The organism is Pseudomonas azotoformans (genome assembly GCF_001579805.1).
In the GTDB taxonomy this organism is placed as follows: Bacteria; Pseudomonadota; Gammaproteobacteria; order Pseudomonadales; family Pseudomonadaceae; genus Aquipseudomonas; species Aquipseudomonas azotoformans_A.
Genome location: NZ_CP014546.1, coordinates 5,745,157 through 5,760,793, shown reverse-complemented (window position 1 = coordinate 5,760,793; position 15,637 = coordinate 5,745,157). Strand labels below are relative to the sequence as shown.

The following is a 15,637-nucleotide window of genomic DNA, read 5'->3' as shown; positions in this document are numbered from 1 at the left end:
CCGTTTTTCATGCAGGTCCCTCCCAATGGGTCCCTTCGATTGGCTGCCCCACGCACCGCTTGAACCTTTGCGCCTGGATTGGCTGAAAGGTGTCGAGCTGGCCGTGTTGCGCCTGGACCGCATCGACCCGCTGATCAGCGGCAATAAGTGGTTCAAGCTCACTGGGCACTTGGCGCAGGCGCAAAACGCTCGCGGCATCATCAGCCTGGGCGGTGCCTACTCCAACCATTTGCATGCGCTGGCGGCGGCGGGCAAACGCTTCGGTTTTCCCACGGTTGGCCTGCTGCGCGGGCATCCTCAAGACACTCCCACAATCCAAGACCTGGAAGCCTTCGGCATGCAGCTGCATTGGCTGGGGTATGGCGGCTATCGTGCGCGGCATGAGCCGGGCTTTTGGCAACCTTGGCGTGAGCAGTATCCCGATCTCCATCCCGTGCCTGAAGGCGGTGGCGGGCTTGCCGGTGCGATTGGCTGTGGTGTGCTGGTCGAGCAGGTTCGCGCGCAGTTGCCCACGCTGGGCTGGGCGGATTACGACGCGTGGTGGTTGGCGGCGGGTACGGGGACGACCTTGGCCGGTTTGGTGCTGGCGGAAGCGGGCGCACACCCGGTGTATGGCGCCATGGCGGTGCCGGATGACCACGGCGTGGCACAGAACGTCGACGCCCTTGTGCAGGACGGCTATGAACTGCTGGACGCCAGCCGAGGTGGCTTCGCCAACGTCGACCCGGTGCTGCTCGACTTCATCGACGCCACGCAACAAACCTGCGGCTTGCCCTTGGAGCCGCTCTACACCGGCAAGGCCTTACTCGCATTGAAGCAACAGATCGAGGCCGGGCGCTTCACCCCCGGTACTCGCCTGATCTTCGTCCACACCGGCGGCCTTCAGGGCAACCGGGGCTTCATGGGTTAGCGCGCTTGCCTGGCATCATGCGTAACGCCGTGTTGTCCCGCAGGATGTAGTGGTGGGCAATCCCCGCCAGCGCATGCAGCCCGATCAGCCAATAACCGACCTTGCCGAACCACACATGCCAGCCTTCGATCTCCTTGGCCAGTGCCTTGTTCTCGCCAATCAACGGCGGCAATTCCATCCCGTAGAACATCACCGAATGCCCTTCGGCACTGACGATCAGCCAGCCGGCAATCGGCATGCCGATCATCAACGCGTAGAGCGCGACGTGCATCAGGGTCGCCAACAGGCTCTGCCATTGCGGCGGTGCCGGTACGATCTTCGGCGCCACGCCAAGGCTGCGTGCGAACAACCGCAACCACACCAGCACAAACACCGTGAGGCCAAACATAAAGTGCATCTCGACGATCAACGTCCGCGCACCGCTACCTTTAGGAAACTGGCCGCGTAATTCAATGCAGGCGTAGACCACCGCCAGCAGCACCACCATCAACCAGTGCAACGCGATCGACATGGTGCTGTAACGTGTATCGGAGTTTTTCCACGGCATCGCTGGTTTCCTCACTCATCAGGGCAAACCTCCATTCTTTGGTGATGGAGTCCTTTAACTGTATGCCGGTTTTGAGCGGTTTGCCTGGCGTAAGTGTCGTGGTTTTGACCTCGGTCAGTGGCTCTGCGGCATTTCCCCACGGGCCAGCCGTGCGTTGATGTCGCTGATGACCGCAGGCAGGTCATTGAGGGTGTCGATCAGGTAGTGCGGGCGCGAGCCTTCGAACATCGCCTCGATGCGTTGGCGCTCGCTGGCCAGGGTCGCGGCGTCCAAGCTGCGGAACTGTTCGTAGGTCAGGCCCAGCGCATTGCCGGAGCAGGTCAGGGCCACGGTCCACATGCCGGCGCGACGGCCTTCGAGGATACCCGGCACGGTGTCGTCGACCTTCACGCACGCCGCCACATCATCGATACCCAGCGCGATCACGTTGGCCAGGGCCTGGGCCGGCCAGGGGCGACCGTTGGGCACTTCGTCGGTGGCGACCACGTGGTCGGCGATGTAGCCGTTGGTGGCAGCCAGGGCGACGACTTTATCCATGACTTGCTTGGGGTAGCCGGAGCAGGAGCCGATCTTGATGCCTTGCACACGCAGCCGGGCAATGGTGTCGAGGGCGCCGGGGATCAGCGCCGAGTGTTCGGCGATTTTCTCGATCTGCAACGGCATGAAGCGCTGGTAGATGGCGGTTACGTCGTCATCGGTTGGCGTGCGGCCGAACGCCTTGCGGTAGCGTTCGGCAACCTGCGGTTGGTCGCAAAGGGTGCGGATGTGGTCCCACTTGCCCATGCCCATCGGGCCACGGGCTTCTTCGATGGAGACCTGCACGTCGAACTCGGCAAAGGCCTCGACGAATATCTGCGTGGGAGCGAAAGAGCCGAAGTCGACCACGGTGCCGGCCCAGTCGAGGATCACCGCTTGCAGGGTGTTGGGGTTCTGATAGTTCATGCGTGTGCTCCGGAAGAATAAAGGGTGATGCCCATGGCGTGCAGTACGTCGGCGATGGCGGTGACGGCGGCGTGCATGTCGGCTGCATCCACATGCCCGATGCAGCCCACGCGGAAGGTTTCCACCTGAGTCAACTTGCCCGGATACAGGATGAAGCCCTTGGCCTTGACCCGTTCGTAGAAGTCCTTGAACTGGTAGCGCGGGTCGTATGGGGCGTGGAAGGTGACGATGATCGGCGCCTGGATTTGCGCCGGCAGGAAGCTGCGCAGGCCCAGTTCCGCCATGCCGTCGAGCAGTGCCTGGCAGTTGCGTGCATAGCGTTGATGGCGGGCGGGCAAGCCGCCTTCCTCGGCGTATTGCAGCAGCGCTTCGTGCAGGGCCGCCACCACGTGGGTCGGCGGGGTGAAACGCCATTGGCCGGTCTTGGTCATGTAGGCGTGCTGGTCGAACAGGTCCATCGCCAGGGAGTGGCAGTTGCCTTGGGCTGCAGCCAGTGCCTGTTTATCGGTGAAGACAAAACCCATCCCCGGTACGCCTTCCAGGCACTTGCCTGACGCGGCGATCAGCGCATCGAACGGCACGTCGCGAGCATCGATCGGCAGCGCACCAAAGGAACTCATGGCGTCGATGATCAGGCGCTTGCCGTGGGTTTTCACGACCTGGGCGATCTCGGCCAGGGGGTTGAGGATGCCGGTGCTGGTTTCGCAATGGATCAGTGCGACGTGGGTAATGGCCTTGTCGGCTTGCAGCAGGCGGTCCACATCGGCAGCGGTGGTGGGTTGGTCTTCGGCGGTTTCAAAGGTGCTGAACTCGCGGCCCAACACTTCACAGATTTTCGCCAGTCGCTTGCCGTAGGCACCGTTGATCAGTACCAACACCTTGCCGTTGCGCGGCACCAGGGTGCCGATGGCGGCTTCGACGGCGAAGGTGCCGCTGCCTTGCAACGGCACGCAGTGGTGGCTGGCCGCGCCGTCGATGATTGCCAGCAACTGTTCACAGACGCTGGCGGTGAGCTGGTTGAAGCGGTCGTCCCATGAACCCCAATCCACCATCATGGCCTGGCGGGTGCGGGCGGAGGTGGTCAGCGGGCCGGGCGTGAGCAGGATGGGCGTCGTCATTATTAGTCCTCGCGAAGCATCGGATGAATCTACGGCGCCTAAATTGCAGTTTGGCTTGTCATCAATCAAATTGTTTGTTGTTATGCGAGCTATCAGTGAGGCCGATATCTATGAACCTGTTTCAATTGCGTGCGTTCGATGCCGTGGCCCGCGAGGGCAGTTTTACCCGTGCGGCGGCGCGGCTGTTCATCAGCCAGCCGGCGGTGACCGGGCATATCAAGGCGCTGGAAGAGCACTACCAGATCCCGTTGCTGCGTCGCACCGCCAGGCGCGTGGAGTTGACGGAGGAGGGCGCGCGGTTGGCGGCGATCACTCGGGCCATCTTCGGCTTGGTGGACGAAGCGCAGACGATGCTGGAGGCCAATCGCCAATTGCTCACCGGGCGCCTGGAAGTCGCGGCCGACGGCCCGCACCTGGTGATGCCGATGATCGCCAGCCTGCGCGCGCGCTACCCCGGCATCACCGTGAACCTGCGCTTGGGCAATGCCCAGGAAACCTTGGCGGCGCTGTTGTCCGAGCATGCGGATGTGGCGGTGCTTACCGAGGTGGAGCCGCGCAACGGCCTGCATCTGCAACCCTTGAACGAATCGCGGATTTGCGCGCTGGTGCCGGCCAGTCACCCGTGGGCGGCGCTGCCCGAAGGTATCCGCCTGGAGCAGCTCAACGAGGTGATCATGGTGCTGCGCGAGCCCAGTTCCATCACCCGGCGCACGTTCGATGACGCCTGTGCCGCAACCGGCGTACAGCCCAAGGTGCTGCTGGAGTTGGACAGCCGTGAAGCGGTGACCGAAGCCGTCGCCGCTGAGTTGGGCGTAGGCGTGGTGTCGTCCATGGAGGTCAGTCCGGACCCGCGCGTGCGTGCGGTGCCGGTCCAGGGCGATGGGCTGGTGAACCGGCACATGCTCGGCTGCATGGAGCGGCGCCGCTCGCTGCGCCTGATTCAGGCGTTTTTCGAGTTGGCGCCCTGACGGTTTTTTGGTGGAACGTTGCGTTTTTGCGCTATAAACTCTGCCCCCAAAGCGCCGGCCAGTAGACGTTTGGGCGCGATGGACAACAGAGAGTGAGTCATGGGCGCACAGTGGAAAGTCAAACATAAAGAAGCGGCAGCCAATGCCAAGGGCAAGATCTTCGGCAAGCTGGTGAAAGAAATCACCATCGCCGCCCGCAACGGCGCCGACACCTCCACCAACGCCCACCTGCGTCTGGTGGTGGAACAGGCCAAAAAGGCCTCGATGCCCAAGGAAACCCTGGACCGCGCCATCAAGAAAGGCGCCGGTCTGCTCGGCGAAACCGTGCAATACCACCGCGTCACCTACGAAGGCTTCGCGCCGCACCAGGTGCCGCTGATCGTCGAGTGCGTGACCGACAACATCAACCGTACCGTGGCGGAAATCCGCGTGGCCTTCCGCAAGGGCCAACTGGGCGCTTCCGGCTCCGTGGCCTGGGACTTCAACCACGTCGGCCTGATCGAAGCCTCGCCGGACAGCCCGGACGCCGATCCGGAAATGGCCGCCATCGAAGCCGGTGCCCAGGATTTCGAAGAGGGTGAAGAAGAAGGCACTACCCTGTTCATCACCGAGACCACCGACCTCGACGCCGTACAAAAAGCCTTGCCGGAGCAGGGTTTCACCGTGCTGTCGGCCAAGCTGGGCTACCTCTCGAAAAACCCGGTGAGCGGTTTGAGCGATGAGCAGATGGCCGAGGTTGAAGCCTTCCTCGAAGGCTTGGACAACCATGATGACGTGCAGGATATGTTTGTCGGGTTGGCAGGCTAAAAAATCCTCTCGGGAGTCCGGCCCGCCGGGCTCCTACAGGGTCAGCGTTATTTCGTCGAACCCCGGCCGCGCCAACACATCGGGCTGACAGCAGCGTATTTGCAGCGCGACCAGCTCGTCACTGACCTGTTCATCAACCCGCTCCAACAACTCCCCCAGCAAAATCCCAAACGCCCGCACTTCAATCTGCTGCAACGCCCTGGTTTCCACGCTATCCGCCGTGGCATGGAACGATGCCGCGCCGAAATCCCCCAGCAAGCAGTCGCCGGCTGCATTCCACAAAATGTTGTGGCCATACAGGTCGCCATGGGTGATGCCGTGCCGGTGCAGGTGCGCGGCGACCGACGCGATACCTCGCGCCATGCGCAGTGCCACTTCCAGGCTGAAGCGCGTATCCGGTTCATAGATGTCGCGGGTGCACGACGCCAAGCTCGGCAGGGCCGCGAGGTTGCGGTAGCTCGGGTCGATCAGGTCCATGACCAGTGCAGCCGGCTCATCCGGGTGGCCGACCACGCGGCCCTGTACCTTGATCAGGTTGGGGTGCAGCCCGGCGGCGATGCAGGCCTGCATTTCATGCAGCGGCGAGCCATCGCTGGTGATGGTGCCTTTGTAGAGTTTGACCGCAACGGGCTGGCCTGACGGTTTCCACAGGGCCTTGCGAATAATGCCGGAAGCGCCTTCGCCGAGGACTTCGGCCAGTTCCAGTTCGGACCAGGGAATATTCGGCGTGGCGTCATCGGCCGTTACGTCCACGGCCATTTCAACGGGGTTGCCGGCATAGGCCAGCCAGGTCAGGCTCGGCAGTGCCAGCAGCCAATCCGGCAATTGGGTGAAGCGGTTGGAGGCGATGCGCAGCAATTCGAGATTGTGGCAGTTGGCCAGACTTGCCGGCAGGTGCGCCAGTTGGTTGCCGGCCAGCATCAGCTTTTGCAGGAGTGGTCGCTTGCCCAGTTCGTCGGGCAACTGGCTGATGCGGTTATCGGTCAGGATCAACCAGCGCAACAACGGCGGCAACGCGGCGGCGGGCACATGACTTATCTGGTTGGCCTTGAAGCCGATCATGCTCAGCTTGGCGCATTGGCCAAGGCTTGCCGGCAACTCGGTGAACCGGTTGTCCGAGCAGAACAGCACGCGCAGGTGGGGCAGGCGGTGCAAGTCGTCGGGCAGTTGGCTCAGGGCGTTACCGCTGAGGTTGAGGATCTCCAGGGAGTCGGCCAGTTCGAAGATTTCCCGAGGGAATTCAGTCAGCCCGCAGGACAGGTCCAGGCGGGTGATACCGGCCAATTGGCCGGCCTTGAGTTGGGCGAGGGTATGCATGAACGGCGCGGTCACTCGGCTAGAAGGCGTAAATGACGCTCATGATACCGGTTCGTGCGCGGGTTGCGGGTCAGCCTGTTGCAATTGTCCCAGACGGCTGGCGGTTCGGGCGAGGTCGATAGCCTGGCCGCCCAGGGCAATCGCGAGGGGCTGCTCGCCGATCAGGATCAGGTGCTTGTCGCGGTCATAAAGCACATCCACCAGGTTGATGAAGCGTTGCTGCACGGCGATCGGGCAGTCCGCCAGTTGTGGCAGGCCGTCGATGATCCAGTGATCGTAGTCCTGGCACAGCAGTAGGTAGTCCATGACTGCGGTCAATTGCTCGCAAAGATCGCTGAAGGTGAACGCGATGGATCGGCCTGCGTGGTGACGGCAGATCAAGGTCCGGTTGCCGACGGCCAGGGGCTGTGGCGGGCAGTCGGCAGCGGGAAGACCCAAGGCTTCGCGCTGGTGCGCAGTCCCCGGCCAAACGTACTGACCGCTGGTAAAGCGTTGTGCGCTTTGGGCTTGAGGCAGGCTGCGAAAATCCTGGGGCGAACTGACTTCCAACACCTCCATGCGTGCATCGATCAGGTCGATCACCGGCTTGAAACGCTCGTGGTACAGCGGGTTGGGCAGAAGCCCCTGTGGCGCATAGTTGGACGTTACCAGCACCAGCACGCCGCGCTCGAACAGGGCCTTGAACAGGCGTGTGATCAGCATGGCATCGCCGATATCGTGGACGTGAAACTCGTCAAAACACAGCACTCGGCAATCCGTCAGCAGTTCATCGAGGGTCACGGCCAGCGCATCGTTCTGCTCACGATGCGTGAACATGCCTCGATGCAGTTGGGCGAAAAAATCATGGAAGTGCACGCGCTGCTTCTCGGCCATTGGCAGCGCCTGAAAGAACCCGTCCAGCAACCAGCTTTTGCCGCGTCCCACCGGCCCGTGCAGGTACAAGCTGCGGGTAGGCTGGCCGGCGAGCAGGAGGCGGGTTTCTCGGGCCAGGGCAGCGATGGCTCGGGTTTGCCCGGCGCTGAGGGTATACCCCTGATGCTCGGCTTTTTGCTGGAAGAACGCGGGGATGGGCGAGGCGTCGAGGGCGTCGGTTTTCTTACCGAGCAGGCGACGGATCAGGGAAAACGCGGCCAATGCAAATCACTCTGTGTTTCGGTGGTCGCCCACTTTAGGGCGATGGCTGCGTTTTGACCAATAGAGAAGGGCGCTGCATGCCATCTCGAAAAGGCATGTCACGGTTGTAAACCTGCCCAGACTGGCAGTTTCTCGCTGAGTGACTAACCTCCTACACAGCAGTCACCCCTGTACAAGGATTTGGGGCAGTGAAGGGACGAGCAGTATTGGCAGTCATGGGCGCGATGCTCTGCAGCACGGCTTTCGGTGCACAACTCCAGGTGGAGGTGCGTATCGAGGTGCAGCGGGGCTGCCAGCTGGTGGGCACCACCCGCAGTGCTGGCATCGAGCAACTTGGCGTATTGGATTTCGGCAGCGGCGCGCGTCTGGACGACCCGGCCGGGCCCCTGAGTGCGGCACTGATCAGCCAGCGCCAGCCGCGCCTGGAGTGCAACCCCGACACGCCGTATCAGGTGCGTGTGGATGGCGGCCTGCACGGCGGCACCGGTGACGTGCGCTACCTCAGCGCCACCCCTTCGATCAAACCCATTCCCTATCGTATTTATGCCGACGCCGCACGGCGCGTGCCGTTACCGGTGGATGTGCCGATCAGTGGTCGCGTGCCGGACGCAGGCTTCGTTGACCTGCCGCTGTATGGCCGCATCGAGCCGCTCAAGGACATCCCCGCCGTCGGCCGCTACACCGACCTGCTCAAGGTCACGGTCACATGGTGAGCCGCTATCTGGCCGTTGTGGCCATGGGCGGCCTGCTGGTGCTGGCGGATGACGCGCAGGCGGCTGTCGCGACCGGGTTTATCCAGGCGCGGCTGGTGATCACCGCCAGTTGCGAAGTGAGCAAAGGCGTCGAGAGCGCGCCGGTCAACCCCACGGGCGGTACGGCGCTGCTCGACTTCGGCAGCCAGGGCCCGACCTGGAGCAACACGCTGGGCGCAGGCGTCACCGATGGCGAAAAAGCGCCGTTGGCGGTGTCGTGCAACCCGTCCGTCTCGAGCTTTACCGTGACTATCGACGGCGGCACCAACGGCGATGGCACCACGCGGCGCCTGAGCAATGGGCGTCTGATGATTCCGTATCGGCTGTCCGCCGATCCCCAGGGCCGCAGCACCTACAGCATCGGCCAGCAACGCAATTTTGTCGTGGCCAAGGGCGCCCAGATACCGATCCCGGTGTTTGGCTCCGTGGTGGCAAATACCAGTGCCTTACCGGCAGGGATCTACACCGACACGTTGACGGTGACACTGGACTGGTAACTCTAGAGGATGAAAACCATGCATGTACTTGTTTCGCGATTAGGCGCTTGCGCGCTGGGGCTGGCGATGGCCTCCAACCTCAATGCGGCAACCACGGTCACCGGGCAGATCACCTCAAGCCTGATATTGATCGCCAGTTGCCAAGTCAACGGTTCCGGCGCAGCGACCGGGCTGAACTTCGGTAGCTTGAACTTCGGCACCACCAACAGCCTGTTCACCAACGCCGATGCCCAGTTGCTCGGTGGCACCGGCACCGGCGGGGCGCTGTCGATCCTGTGTTCCAGCGGCACTACGCCAGCGGTCAAGGTGCGCGCGGGTGCGCATGACGGTGCCTCTCCCGGTGGCAGCCGTGCATTGGCCGACGGTGCGGGCAACTTCGTGCCCTACGACTTCTACACCGACAGCGGTCACTCCGCGCTGTTGGCAATCGACGGCGTGATCACCCTCGCCACCAGTACCGGCGTGGCGCAGACCGTCAACCTCTACGGTCGGGCGGTGGGCAAGGCGGGGCTGCCAGCCGGCACCTACACCGACACCGTGGCCGTGGAACTGACGTTCTAGCGATGTGGCTCAGAGCGTTGCTGGCCTGTGCGCTGGCGGTGCCGCTGCCGTTGTCGGCGGTGACCAGCCAGAGCTTCCAGGTAAGCGCGACCATCACACCGGGTTGCCTGATTGTGGGCGGGGGCTCCAATTACGGCGCGCTGACCTACGGCAGTTATTCGGCCCTGGCCACCAGCACGGTCACGGCGGCGTTGACCGGGGGCGTCACCTTGCAATGTACGCCGGGGGTGACGCTGAGCATGAGTGTCGACGGCGGCCTGCACAGTAGCACCGGGCGCAATTTGCAGCTCAACAGCGGCAGCGCGCGGGTGGCTTACCAGCTGTTTCGGGATGCGGCGTTCAGCCAGAGCCTGGGGATCGGCCAGAGCGTCAATGTGGTTTACAGCGATGCCAATAACATCAACCTGCCCATTTACGGGCGGGTGCAATTGCCGGGCAATCAGCCTGGGGGGACATACAGCGACACGCTGCAGGTGCAGCTGACGTGGTAAGGCTATCGGTATAAGGAGTGGGGTTATGCGTTCACCTTCCCGGCGGCTGTGGGCCGCGGGTATTGCCTTGAGTGCCGCGTGCACGGCGGGGTTCGTACAGGCGGCCAGTTCTGTGCTGATCTGGCCCATCGACCCGGTGCTGGAGGCCGATCAACAGGCCAGTGCGCTATGGCTGGAAAACCGTGGGAGCGAAACTGCGAGCCTGCAGATTCGTGTGTTTGCGTGGAGCCAGAGCGGCTTCGACGAGCAATACCAGAACCAGCGCGATGTGATCGGCAGCCCGCCGGTGGCGCGAATCGAGCCGGGGCAAAAACAACTGGTACGCCTGACTCGCACCCGCGAAGTGCCACCAGGGCAAGAGTTGGCCTACCGCATCATCATCGATGAAATCCCTTCGCCCTTGCAGGTGCCGACGCCGCCAGAGGGCAAGAACACTGCAGCGGCGATTCGCTTCCAGATGCGCTACTCGGTGCCGCTGTTCGCCTATGGCGCGGGCCTGTGGAGCAAGGAAGACAGTACGCGCCAGCGCGACCCCAACGGCGCCGGCAAGCCGGACTTGAGCTGGCACAAGGTCACGGTGGCAGGGCGCAACTATATCGAGGTGCGTAACCAAGGCGCCGTGCATGCGCGCCTTACCGATGCTTCATTCAAACAGGGCGGGCAGACCAAACCCCTGGTCGATGGCTTATTGGGCTACGTGTTGCCGGGCGCGACCATGCGCTGGCCGGTGCCGGATGCGCTGTCGGCTGATCAGCCCCTGCAGGTCAGGATCAACGGTGCGCAACAGTTGGAGAGCCTCGCGCCGAAGCGGTAACCGAGTGTAGCGGGGCGGGACGCTCCGGGTTTTAAACGGATGGAGATGTCCATTGAAGGACACAACGCCATGTGTGAGTCGTGGTCGGACTCGTCGTCTATGGCCGTCGGTAGCAGTGGTAAGCGGGCTATGGGCTGCAATGGTTGCGCCCCAAAGCGTGGCTGGCGACCTGCCACCGCCGCCGAGCAGTATGGAGGCTGTCGCCGATGCACAGTTGTTTCTGGAGCTGGTGGTCAACCAGATGGACACCGGTCGCGTCATCGCGGTCGATCAACGCGCCGGGCAACTCTACGTACCCGCCAGTGCGCTGCAGGATGTGGGCATGAAGCTGCCCGGTGAACTGAGTGGCAGCGTAGGTTTGGACATGATCCCAGGCCTGCACAGTGACTACGACAGCAATGGCCAGCGCCTGCTGCTGGATGTGCCGCCGGCGTGGTTGAAGGAACAGTTTATCGGCAACCGCAACACCTACCCGCGCACCCAGGCGATGAGCAGTTTCGGTGCCTTGCTCAACTATGACCTGTACTTCAACGACACTGACGAAGGTGGCAGCTACCTCGCCGCCTGGAACGAAGTGCGACTGTTCGACAACTGGGGAACCTTGTCCAACACCGGGCAGTATCGCCAGACTCTGGCCGATGGGATCAGCAGCAGTACCTTCAACAATGGCTACCGGCGCTATGACACCACCTGGCGTTTCTCCGATGATGAGCGACTACTGACCTACGAGGCCGGTGACGTGATCAGCGGTGCTTTGCCCTGGAGCAGCTCGGTACGCCTGGGCGGTGTGCAGTTTTCACGGGACTTCGCCGTGCGCCCGGACCTGGTGACCTACCCTTTGCCGCAATTTGCCGGTGAAGCCGCCGTGCCGTCTTCGGTGGACCTGTTTATCAACGGCTACAAATCCGACAGTGCGCTGCTGCAACCCGGGCCTTACACCTTGACCAATGTGCCGTTTATCAATGGTGCGGGTGAGGCGGTGGTGGTGACCACCGACGCGCTGGGTCGCCAGGTGTCGACCACGGTGCCGTTTTATGTGACGAGTTCGCTGCTGCAAAAAGGCCTGACGGATTTTTCGGTGGCCGCCGGTTCCTTGCGCCGGGAATACACCTTGAAAGATTTCGCCTACGGGCCTGGCGTCGCCAGCGGCACCTTTCGTTATGGTGTTTCCGACAACCTGACCCTGGAAAGCCATGCCGAGGCGTCCAGTGACCTGACCCTCGGCGGCCTGGGTGGCAACCTGCGGCTGGGCAACTTCGGCGTGCTCAACACCGCCGTCAGCCAAAGCCAGTTCGAAGGACGCAGCGGCCAGCAACTGAGCCTGGGGTATTCATACAACAGCACGCGCTACAGCCTTTCGTACCAACGGGTCGAGCGGCGCGATGAGTACGCTGACCTGACCCTGGTCGACACCCCCTACGCCAGCCTCAGCAAACGCAGTGAGCAGGTGACCCTGAGCCTCAACCTTGAGCGTTTCGGCAGCCTGGGCGTAGGTTATTTCGACGTACAGGCAGCGGACGACTCGCGCACGCGCCTGCTCAACCTAAGCTGGAGCAAGCCGCTGTGGCACAACACCAGTTTCTACCTGTCGGCCAACCGTGAGATCGGCGACAGCAACTGGGCGATGCAGGCGCAACTTGTCATCCCGTTCGACCTCAACGGCAGCCTGGCCGTGAGTACCGAGCGCAGCAAAGATGGCGCCAGCCGCCAGCGCCTCAACTACAGCCGTGCGGTGCCGAGCGAAGGTGGGGTGGGCTACAACCTCGGTTATGCCCAGGGCGATGGCCCGGCATACCGGCAGGCCGACCTGACCTGGCGCTTGCAGTCGGTGCAGTTGCAGGCCGGTGTGTACGGCAGCAGCGACGCCGAGACGCGCTGGGCGGATGCCAGTGGCTCGCTGGTGTGGATGGGCGGCGATATGTTTGCCGCCAACCGTATCAACGACGCCTTTGTGGTGGTGAGTACCCAGGGTTTCGCCGGGATTCCGGTGCGCTATGAAAACCAGTTGGTCGGCGAGACCGACCGCAACGGCCATCTGCTGGTGCCCTGGAGCAGTGCGTATTACCGCGGCAAATATGAAATCGATCCGTTGAACCTCCCGCTCAACGTGCAGAGCCCGAATGTGGAGCAGCGTGTGTCGGTGCGTCGTGGCAGCGGCTACCTGCTGGAGTTTCCATTGCGTCGGGTGCTCGCGGCGAGTGTCACGCTGGTGGACACCCAACATCAGGAATTGCCCCTGGGCAGCCTGGTGGTGCATGAACAAAGCGGCCAGCAGGCGGTGGTGGGTTGGGATGGCCTGGTGTACCTGGAAAACCTCTCGGCCCATAACACCTTGCAGGTCACGCTAGGCGAGGGGCGTACGTGCCAGGCGCGTTTTGAGATGGAGGAGCAGCAACAGGGCGTGCCGTTGATCGGGCCGTTGGTGTGCCAATGAAACGTACGGGCTGGCTGTGTCTGATGGGCTTGATGTTTGCTGGACCGGCCATGGCGGCGTGTTCCGTGGTGACCACGGCACCGGCGAGTTTCGGTCCTATGAGTTCCATGGCGGTGCGCACAGCCGTACAGGCCAGCTCGACGACCAATTCAGGGTTGAGCTGCACCTCGGCGTTGATTTCGCTGCTGGTGTCCACCGATCATTTTTACGCGACGATTACTTCATCCAAGACCGGGATGGTCGGGCCTACCGGTGATGTCATCGGCTACACGATCTACGGTAACAACACCACCAGCTTTCCGATCACGCGCGGGGCGCAATTTGACTTCGGCGGCGCCGGCGGGATCGCTCAGAGTTTTGGCTTGATTGCGGGCCCCGGCGCGAAAACCCTGCCGCTGTACGTGAGCAGCATTACCGGCAGTAACGTCGCCGCAGGCCTGTACACCGAGACCCTGAGCATCGCCTGGAGCTGGAACTATTGTTCGGGTATTGGCATCGGCGGCATCTGCGCCGGCCGGGATATTGGCAGTGGTACCGCGTCATTGACGGTGAGCATGACGGTCACCAACGACTGCCAGATCACCGCGCCCAACATCAGTTTTGGCAGCGCGCCTGTCATCAGCGGGTTTACCGCCGTCACCGGCCAGACCATCAGTATTTCCTGCACCAAAGGCAGTGCCTACAACGTCGGCTTGAGCGACGGCCAGAACGCCGTCAGCGTGGGCGGTCGGCGGCGGATGATCTCGGGCAGCAACTACCTGTCCTATGACATCTTCAAAAGCGCCGGCACCACGCGCTGGGGCAGTGTGGGCGCAGCGCGTCGCGACAGCTCCACCGCCGAGATCAACCCCGGCAACGGCCTGGGCATCGGCAGCCAGGTGTTCAACTACAACGCCAGGATCTACACCGATCAGTCCACGCCTCCGGCCGGCACCTACCTGGACAACGTGGTGCTTGACGTCGGTTTCTAGAACTTCAGCAGCGGCGGGCTAGGCTGATCCACCGGGCTGACCACCGCATAGTTGTAGCCGGCACCCGACCAGTATTGCGCCTGCAAGCCATCGGCACTGCGACTGCCTCTTGGCAGGAAACCGTTTTCCGGTCCCGGTGGGCGGATATAGAAACTGATGCGCCGGCCTTGCGGGTCCTCGTACAGCACCATGGCCGCGGCGCCTTGCTCAGTGGTGAGCAGGCGCCCGCTGACCGGCGTGAACCCGGAAGCACTCAAGTCCGGCAGGCGGTGCGCCTGGTTGAAGTAGCGGTCGAGCCAAGCTTGCATCGTGCCGCCGCCCTGCACCTTGTAGTCGGCGGGCATGATGCCGTCCTGGGCAAACAGGCGGAATGCCTGCATCGCATCGGCCATCGGCAGTTGGACCGGCTGGGTGACTTCACGGGCGTGCCAGCCACCGACACCGCCGAGGCTGACGGCGATCAGGAGCACGGCGGCCGTAGCAAAGTGGCGCCGTGATTGACGCTTGATGCGCTGACGGATCAGTGCCGGGTCCAGGTCTGGGTTGGCCGGCTGTTGCAGGGCGCCGCCCAACGCGGCACGCAGCAACTGCGCATCGTGTTGCCAGGCGTGGACCTGGGCGGCGACATCCGGGTGGGCGGCCAAGTAGGTTTCAAGCACGCGGCGATCACTCTCCAGCAGTTGGTGATCGACGTAGGCATGCAAATCGCGTTCGCTGGGGGGCAGGCTGATCATTTGAGTATCCGCAGGGAAGGGCTGGCAATTTCGCCATCACTGAGTTGACGTAGGGCTTGGCGCGCCCGTGACAGGCGCGACATCACGGTGCCGATGGGCACCTCGAGAATCTCGGCGATTTCCTTGTAGCTCAGGCCTTCGACCGAAACCCACAGCAGCAGCGCGCGCTGCTCGGTGTTGAGTTGATCGAAGGCTTGCAGGGTCGATTGGGCGATCACCGTGCGTTCCACCGACGGCTGTGCATCGTCACGCCCGGTGAAGAACTCCAGCATGCGCGCATAGCGACGGGTGCGGCGGTGGGCGTCGAGGAACTGCCGGTAGAGGATCGAAAACAGCCAGGCGCGCAAGTCGCCTTCGACGCGTTTGTCGGCCCAACTGATGATCGCCCGTTCCAGGGTCGACTGCACCAAGTCGTCGGCGCTGCTGGCGTTACGGGTCAGGGACACGGCAAAGCGCCGTAGCCTTGGGATGAGTTCACGTAACTGTTCGTCGAGTTCATGCATGGGAATCTGGCTGGTCACTACGCTGGGACTAGAGAGACGTACGGCGTTGAAGGTTATTCCCGATCCAGGGAAATAAATCAAAGGCCAGGGAATAGAGCCGATCGGCGTTCGTCTTAATACTCCGACCTTATATTTAC

Annotated in this window: 17 protein-coding genes; 10 read left to right on the top strand and 7 right to left on the bottom strand. The window is 62.8% G+C overall.

Annotated features, from left to right (window positions below; all coding sequences use genetic code 11):
• Positions 1 to 25 precede the first annotated feature (25 nt).
• A complete protein-coding gene (locus AYR47_RS26415) occupies positions 26 to 910 on the top strand; it encodes a 1-aminocyclopropane-1-carboxylate deaminase/D-cysteine desulfhydrase (protein WP_033903255.1) in 885 nt (294 codons plus the stop codon).
• Here AYR47_RS26415 and AYR47_RS26410 read toward each other — a convergent pair.
• The 3 genes from AYR47_RS26410 to AYR47_RS26400 all read right to left on the bottom strand — a co-directional run bounded on the left by AYR47_RS26410 (position 900) and on the right by AYR47_RS26400 (position 3,517).
• A complete protein-coding gene (locus tag AYR47_RS26410) occupies positions 900 to 1,457 on the bottom strand; it encodes a cytochrome b (protein WP_016976132.1) in 558 nt (185 codons plus the stop codon). The genes AYR47_RS26415 and AYR47_RS26410 overlap by 11 nt on opposite strands.
• A 114-nt stretch (positions 1,458 to 1,571) precedes the next feature.
• A complete protein-coding gene (gene phnX / locus AYR47_RS26405; protein ID WP_033903254.1) occupies positions 1,572 to 2,399 on the bottom strand; it encodes a phosphonoacetaldehyde hydrolase in 828 nt (275 codons plus the stop codon).
• On the bottom strand, positions 2,396 to 3,517 hold the full coding sequence (locus tag AYR47_RS26400) for a 2-aminoethylphosphonate--pyruvate transaminase (RefSeq protein WP_061448963.1): 1,122 nt from the start codon (positions 3,515 to 3,517) through the stop codon (positions 2,396 to 2,398). Before AYR47_RS26400 ends, phnX begins: the two co-directional genes overlap by 4 nt.
• Positions 3,518 to 3,627: 110 nt before the next feature.
• Between AYR47_RS26400 and AYR47_RS26395 the strand changes: the two genes are divergently transcribed.
• A complete protein-coding gene (locus AYR47_RS26395; RefSeq protein WP_033903251.1) occupies positions 3,628 to 4,485 on the top strand; it encodes a LysR substrate-binding domain-containing protein in 858 nt (285 codons plus the stop codon).
• 99 nt (positions 4,486 to 4,584) lie between these two features.
• Positions 4,585 to 5,292: a YebC/PmpR family DNA-binding transcriptional regulator gene (locus AYR47_RS26390; protein ID WP_016976136.1), complete on the top strand. Its 708-nt coding sequence runs from the start codon at positions 4,585 to 4,587 to the stop codon at positions 5,290 to 5,292.
• 33 nt (positions 5,293 to 5,325) lie between these two features.
• Here AYR47_RS26390 and AYR47_RS26385 read toward each other — a convergent pair whose 3' ends face one another.
• Positions 5,326 to 6,609, bottom strand: coding sequence for a protein kinase (locus AYR47_RS26385; RefSeq protein ID WP_061449488.1), 1,284 nt, complete (start codon positions 6,607 to 6,609; stop codon positions 5,326 to 5,328).
• A 39-nt stretch (positions 6,610 to 6,648) separates the two neighbouring features.
• Positions 6,649 to 7,743 carry a cell division protein ZapE gene (zapE, locus tag AYR47_RS26380; RefSeq protein ID WP_061448962.1) on the bottom strand — a complete coding sequence of 365 codons (1,095 nt, stop codon included), beginning with the start codon at positions 7,741 to 7,743 and terminating at the stop codon, positions 6,649 to 6,651.
• 215 nt (positions 7,744 to 7,958) lie between these two features.
• Here zapE and AYR47_RS26375 point away from each other — a divergent pair, with 215 nt between their 5' ends.
• The 7 genes from AYR47_RS26375 to AYR47_RS26345 all read left to right on the top strand — a co-directional run bounded on the left by AYR47_RS26375 (position 7,959) and on the right by AYR47_RS26345 (position 14,263).
• Complete coding sequence (locus AYR47_RS26375; protein ID WP_061448961.1) at positions 7,959 to 8,456, top strand: Csu type fimbrial protein; 498 nt, start codon at positions 7,959 to 7,961, stop codon at positions 8,454 to 8,456.
• Complete coding sequence (locus tag AYR47_RS26370; protein WP_061448960.1) at positions 8,450 to 8,992, top strand: Csu type fimbrial protein; 543 nt, start codon at positions 8,450 to 8,452, stop codon at positions 8,990 to 8,992. The genes AYR47_RS26375 and AYR47_RS26370 overlap by 7 nt, the downstream gene beginning before the upstream one ends.
• A gap of 18 nt (positions 8,993 to 9,010) precedes the next feature.
• Positions 9,011 to 9,553 (top strand): Csu type fimbrial protein, encoded by a 543-nt coding sequence (locus tag AYR47_RS26365; RefSeq protein WP_025999725.1) that lies wholly within the window; start codon positions 9,011 to 9,013, stop codon positions 9,551 to 9,553.
• Between the two features lie 2 nt (positions 9,554 to 9,555).
• Positions 9,556 to 10,044 carry a Csu type fimbrial protein gene (locus AYR47_RS26360; protein WP_033903247.1) on the top strand — a complete coding sequence of 163 codons (489 nt, stop codon included), beginning with the start codon at positions 9,556 to 9,558 and terminating at the stop codon, positions 10,042 to 10,044.
• A gap of 25 nt (positions 10,045 to 10,069) precedes the next feature.
• Positions 10,070 to 10,858, top strand: a complete 789-nt coding sequence (locus AYR47_RS26355; protein ID WP_033903246.1) for a fimbrial biogenesis chaperone — start codon at positions 10,070 to 10,072, stop codon at positions 10,856 to 10,858.
• Between the two features lie 139 nt (positions 10,859 to 10,997).
• On the top strand, positions 10,998 to 13,292 hold the full coding sequence (locus AYR47_RS26350) for a fimbria/pilus outer membrane usher protein (RefSeq protein ID WP_156487833.1): 2,295 nt from the start codon (positions 10,998 to 11,000) through the stop codon (positions 13,290 to 13,292).
• Entirely contained in the window at positions 13,289 to 14,263 is a 975-nt protein-coding gene (locus AYR47_RS26345) for a Csu type fimbrial protein (protein WP_191983034.1), read from the top strand. Before AYR47_RS26350 ends, AYR47_RS26345 begins: the two co-directional genes overlap by 4 nt.
• On the opposite strand, the gene AYR47_RS26340 is transcribed toward AYR47_RS26345, so the two are convergent.
• Positions 14,260 to 14,997 carry an anti-sigma factor family protein gene (locus AYR47_RS26340; RefSeq protein WP_033903242.1) on the bottom strand — a complete coding sequence of 246 codons (738 nt, stop codon included), beginning with the start codon at positions 14,995 to 14,997 and terminating at the stop codon, positions 14,260 to 14,262. The two genes, AYR47_RS26345 and AYR47_RS26340, sit on opposite strands and share 4 nt — an antisense overlap.
• On the bottom strand, positions 14,994 to 15,500 hold the full coding sequence (locus AYR47_RS26335; RefSeq protein ID WP_016976147.1) for an RNA polymerase sigma factor: 507 nt from the start codon (positions 15,498 to 15,500) through the stop codon (positions 14,994 to 14,996). The genes AYR47_RS26340 and AYR47_RS26335 overlap by 4 nt, the downstream gene beginning before the upstream one ends.
• Positions 15,501 to 15,637 lie beyond the last annotated feature (137 nt).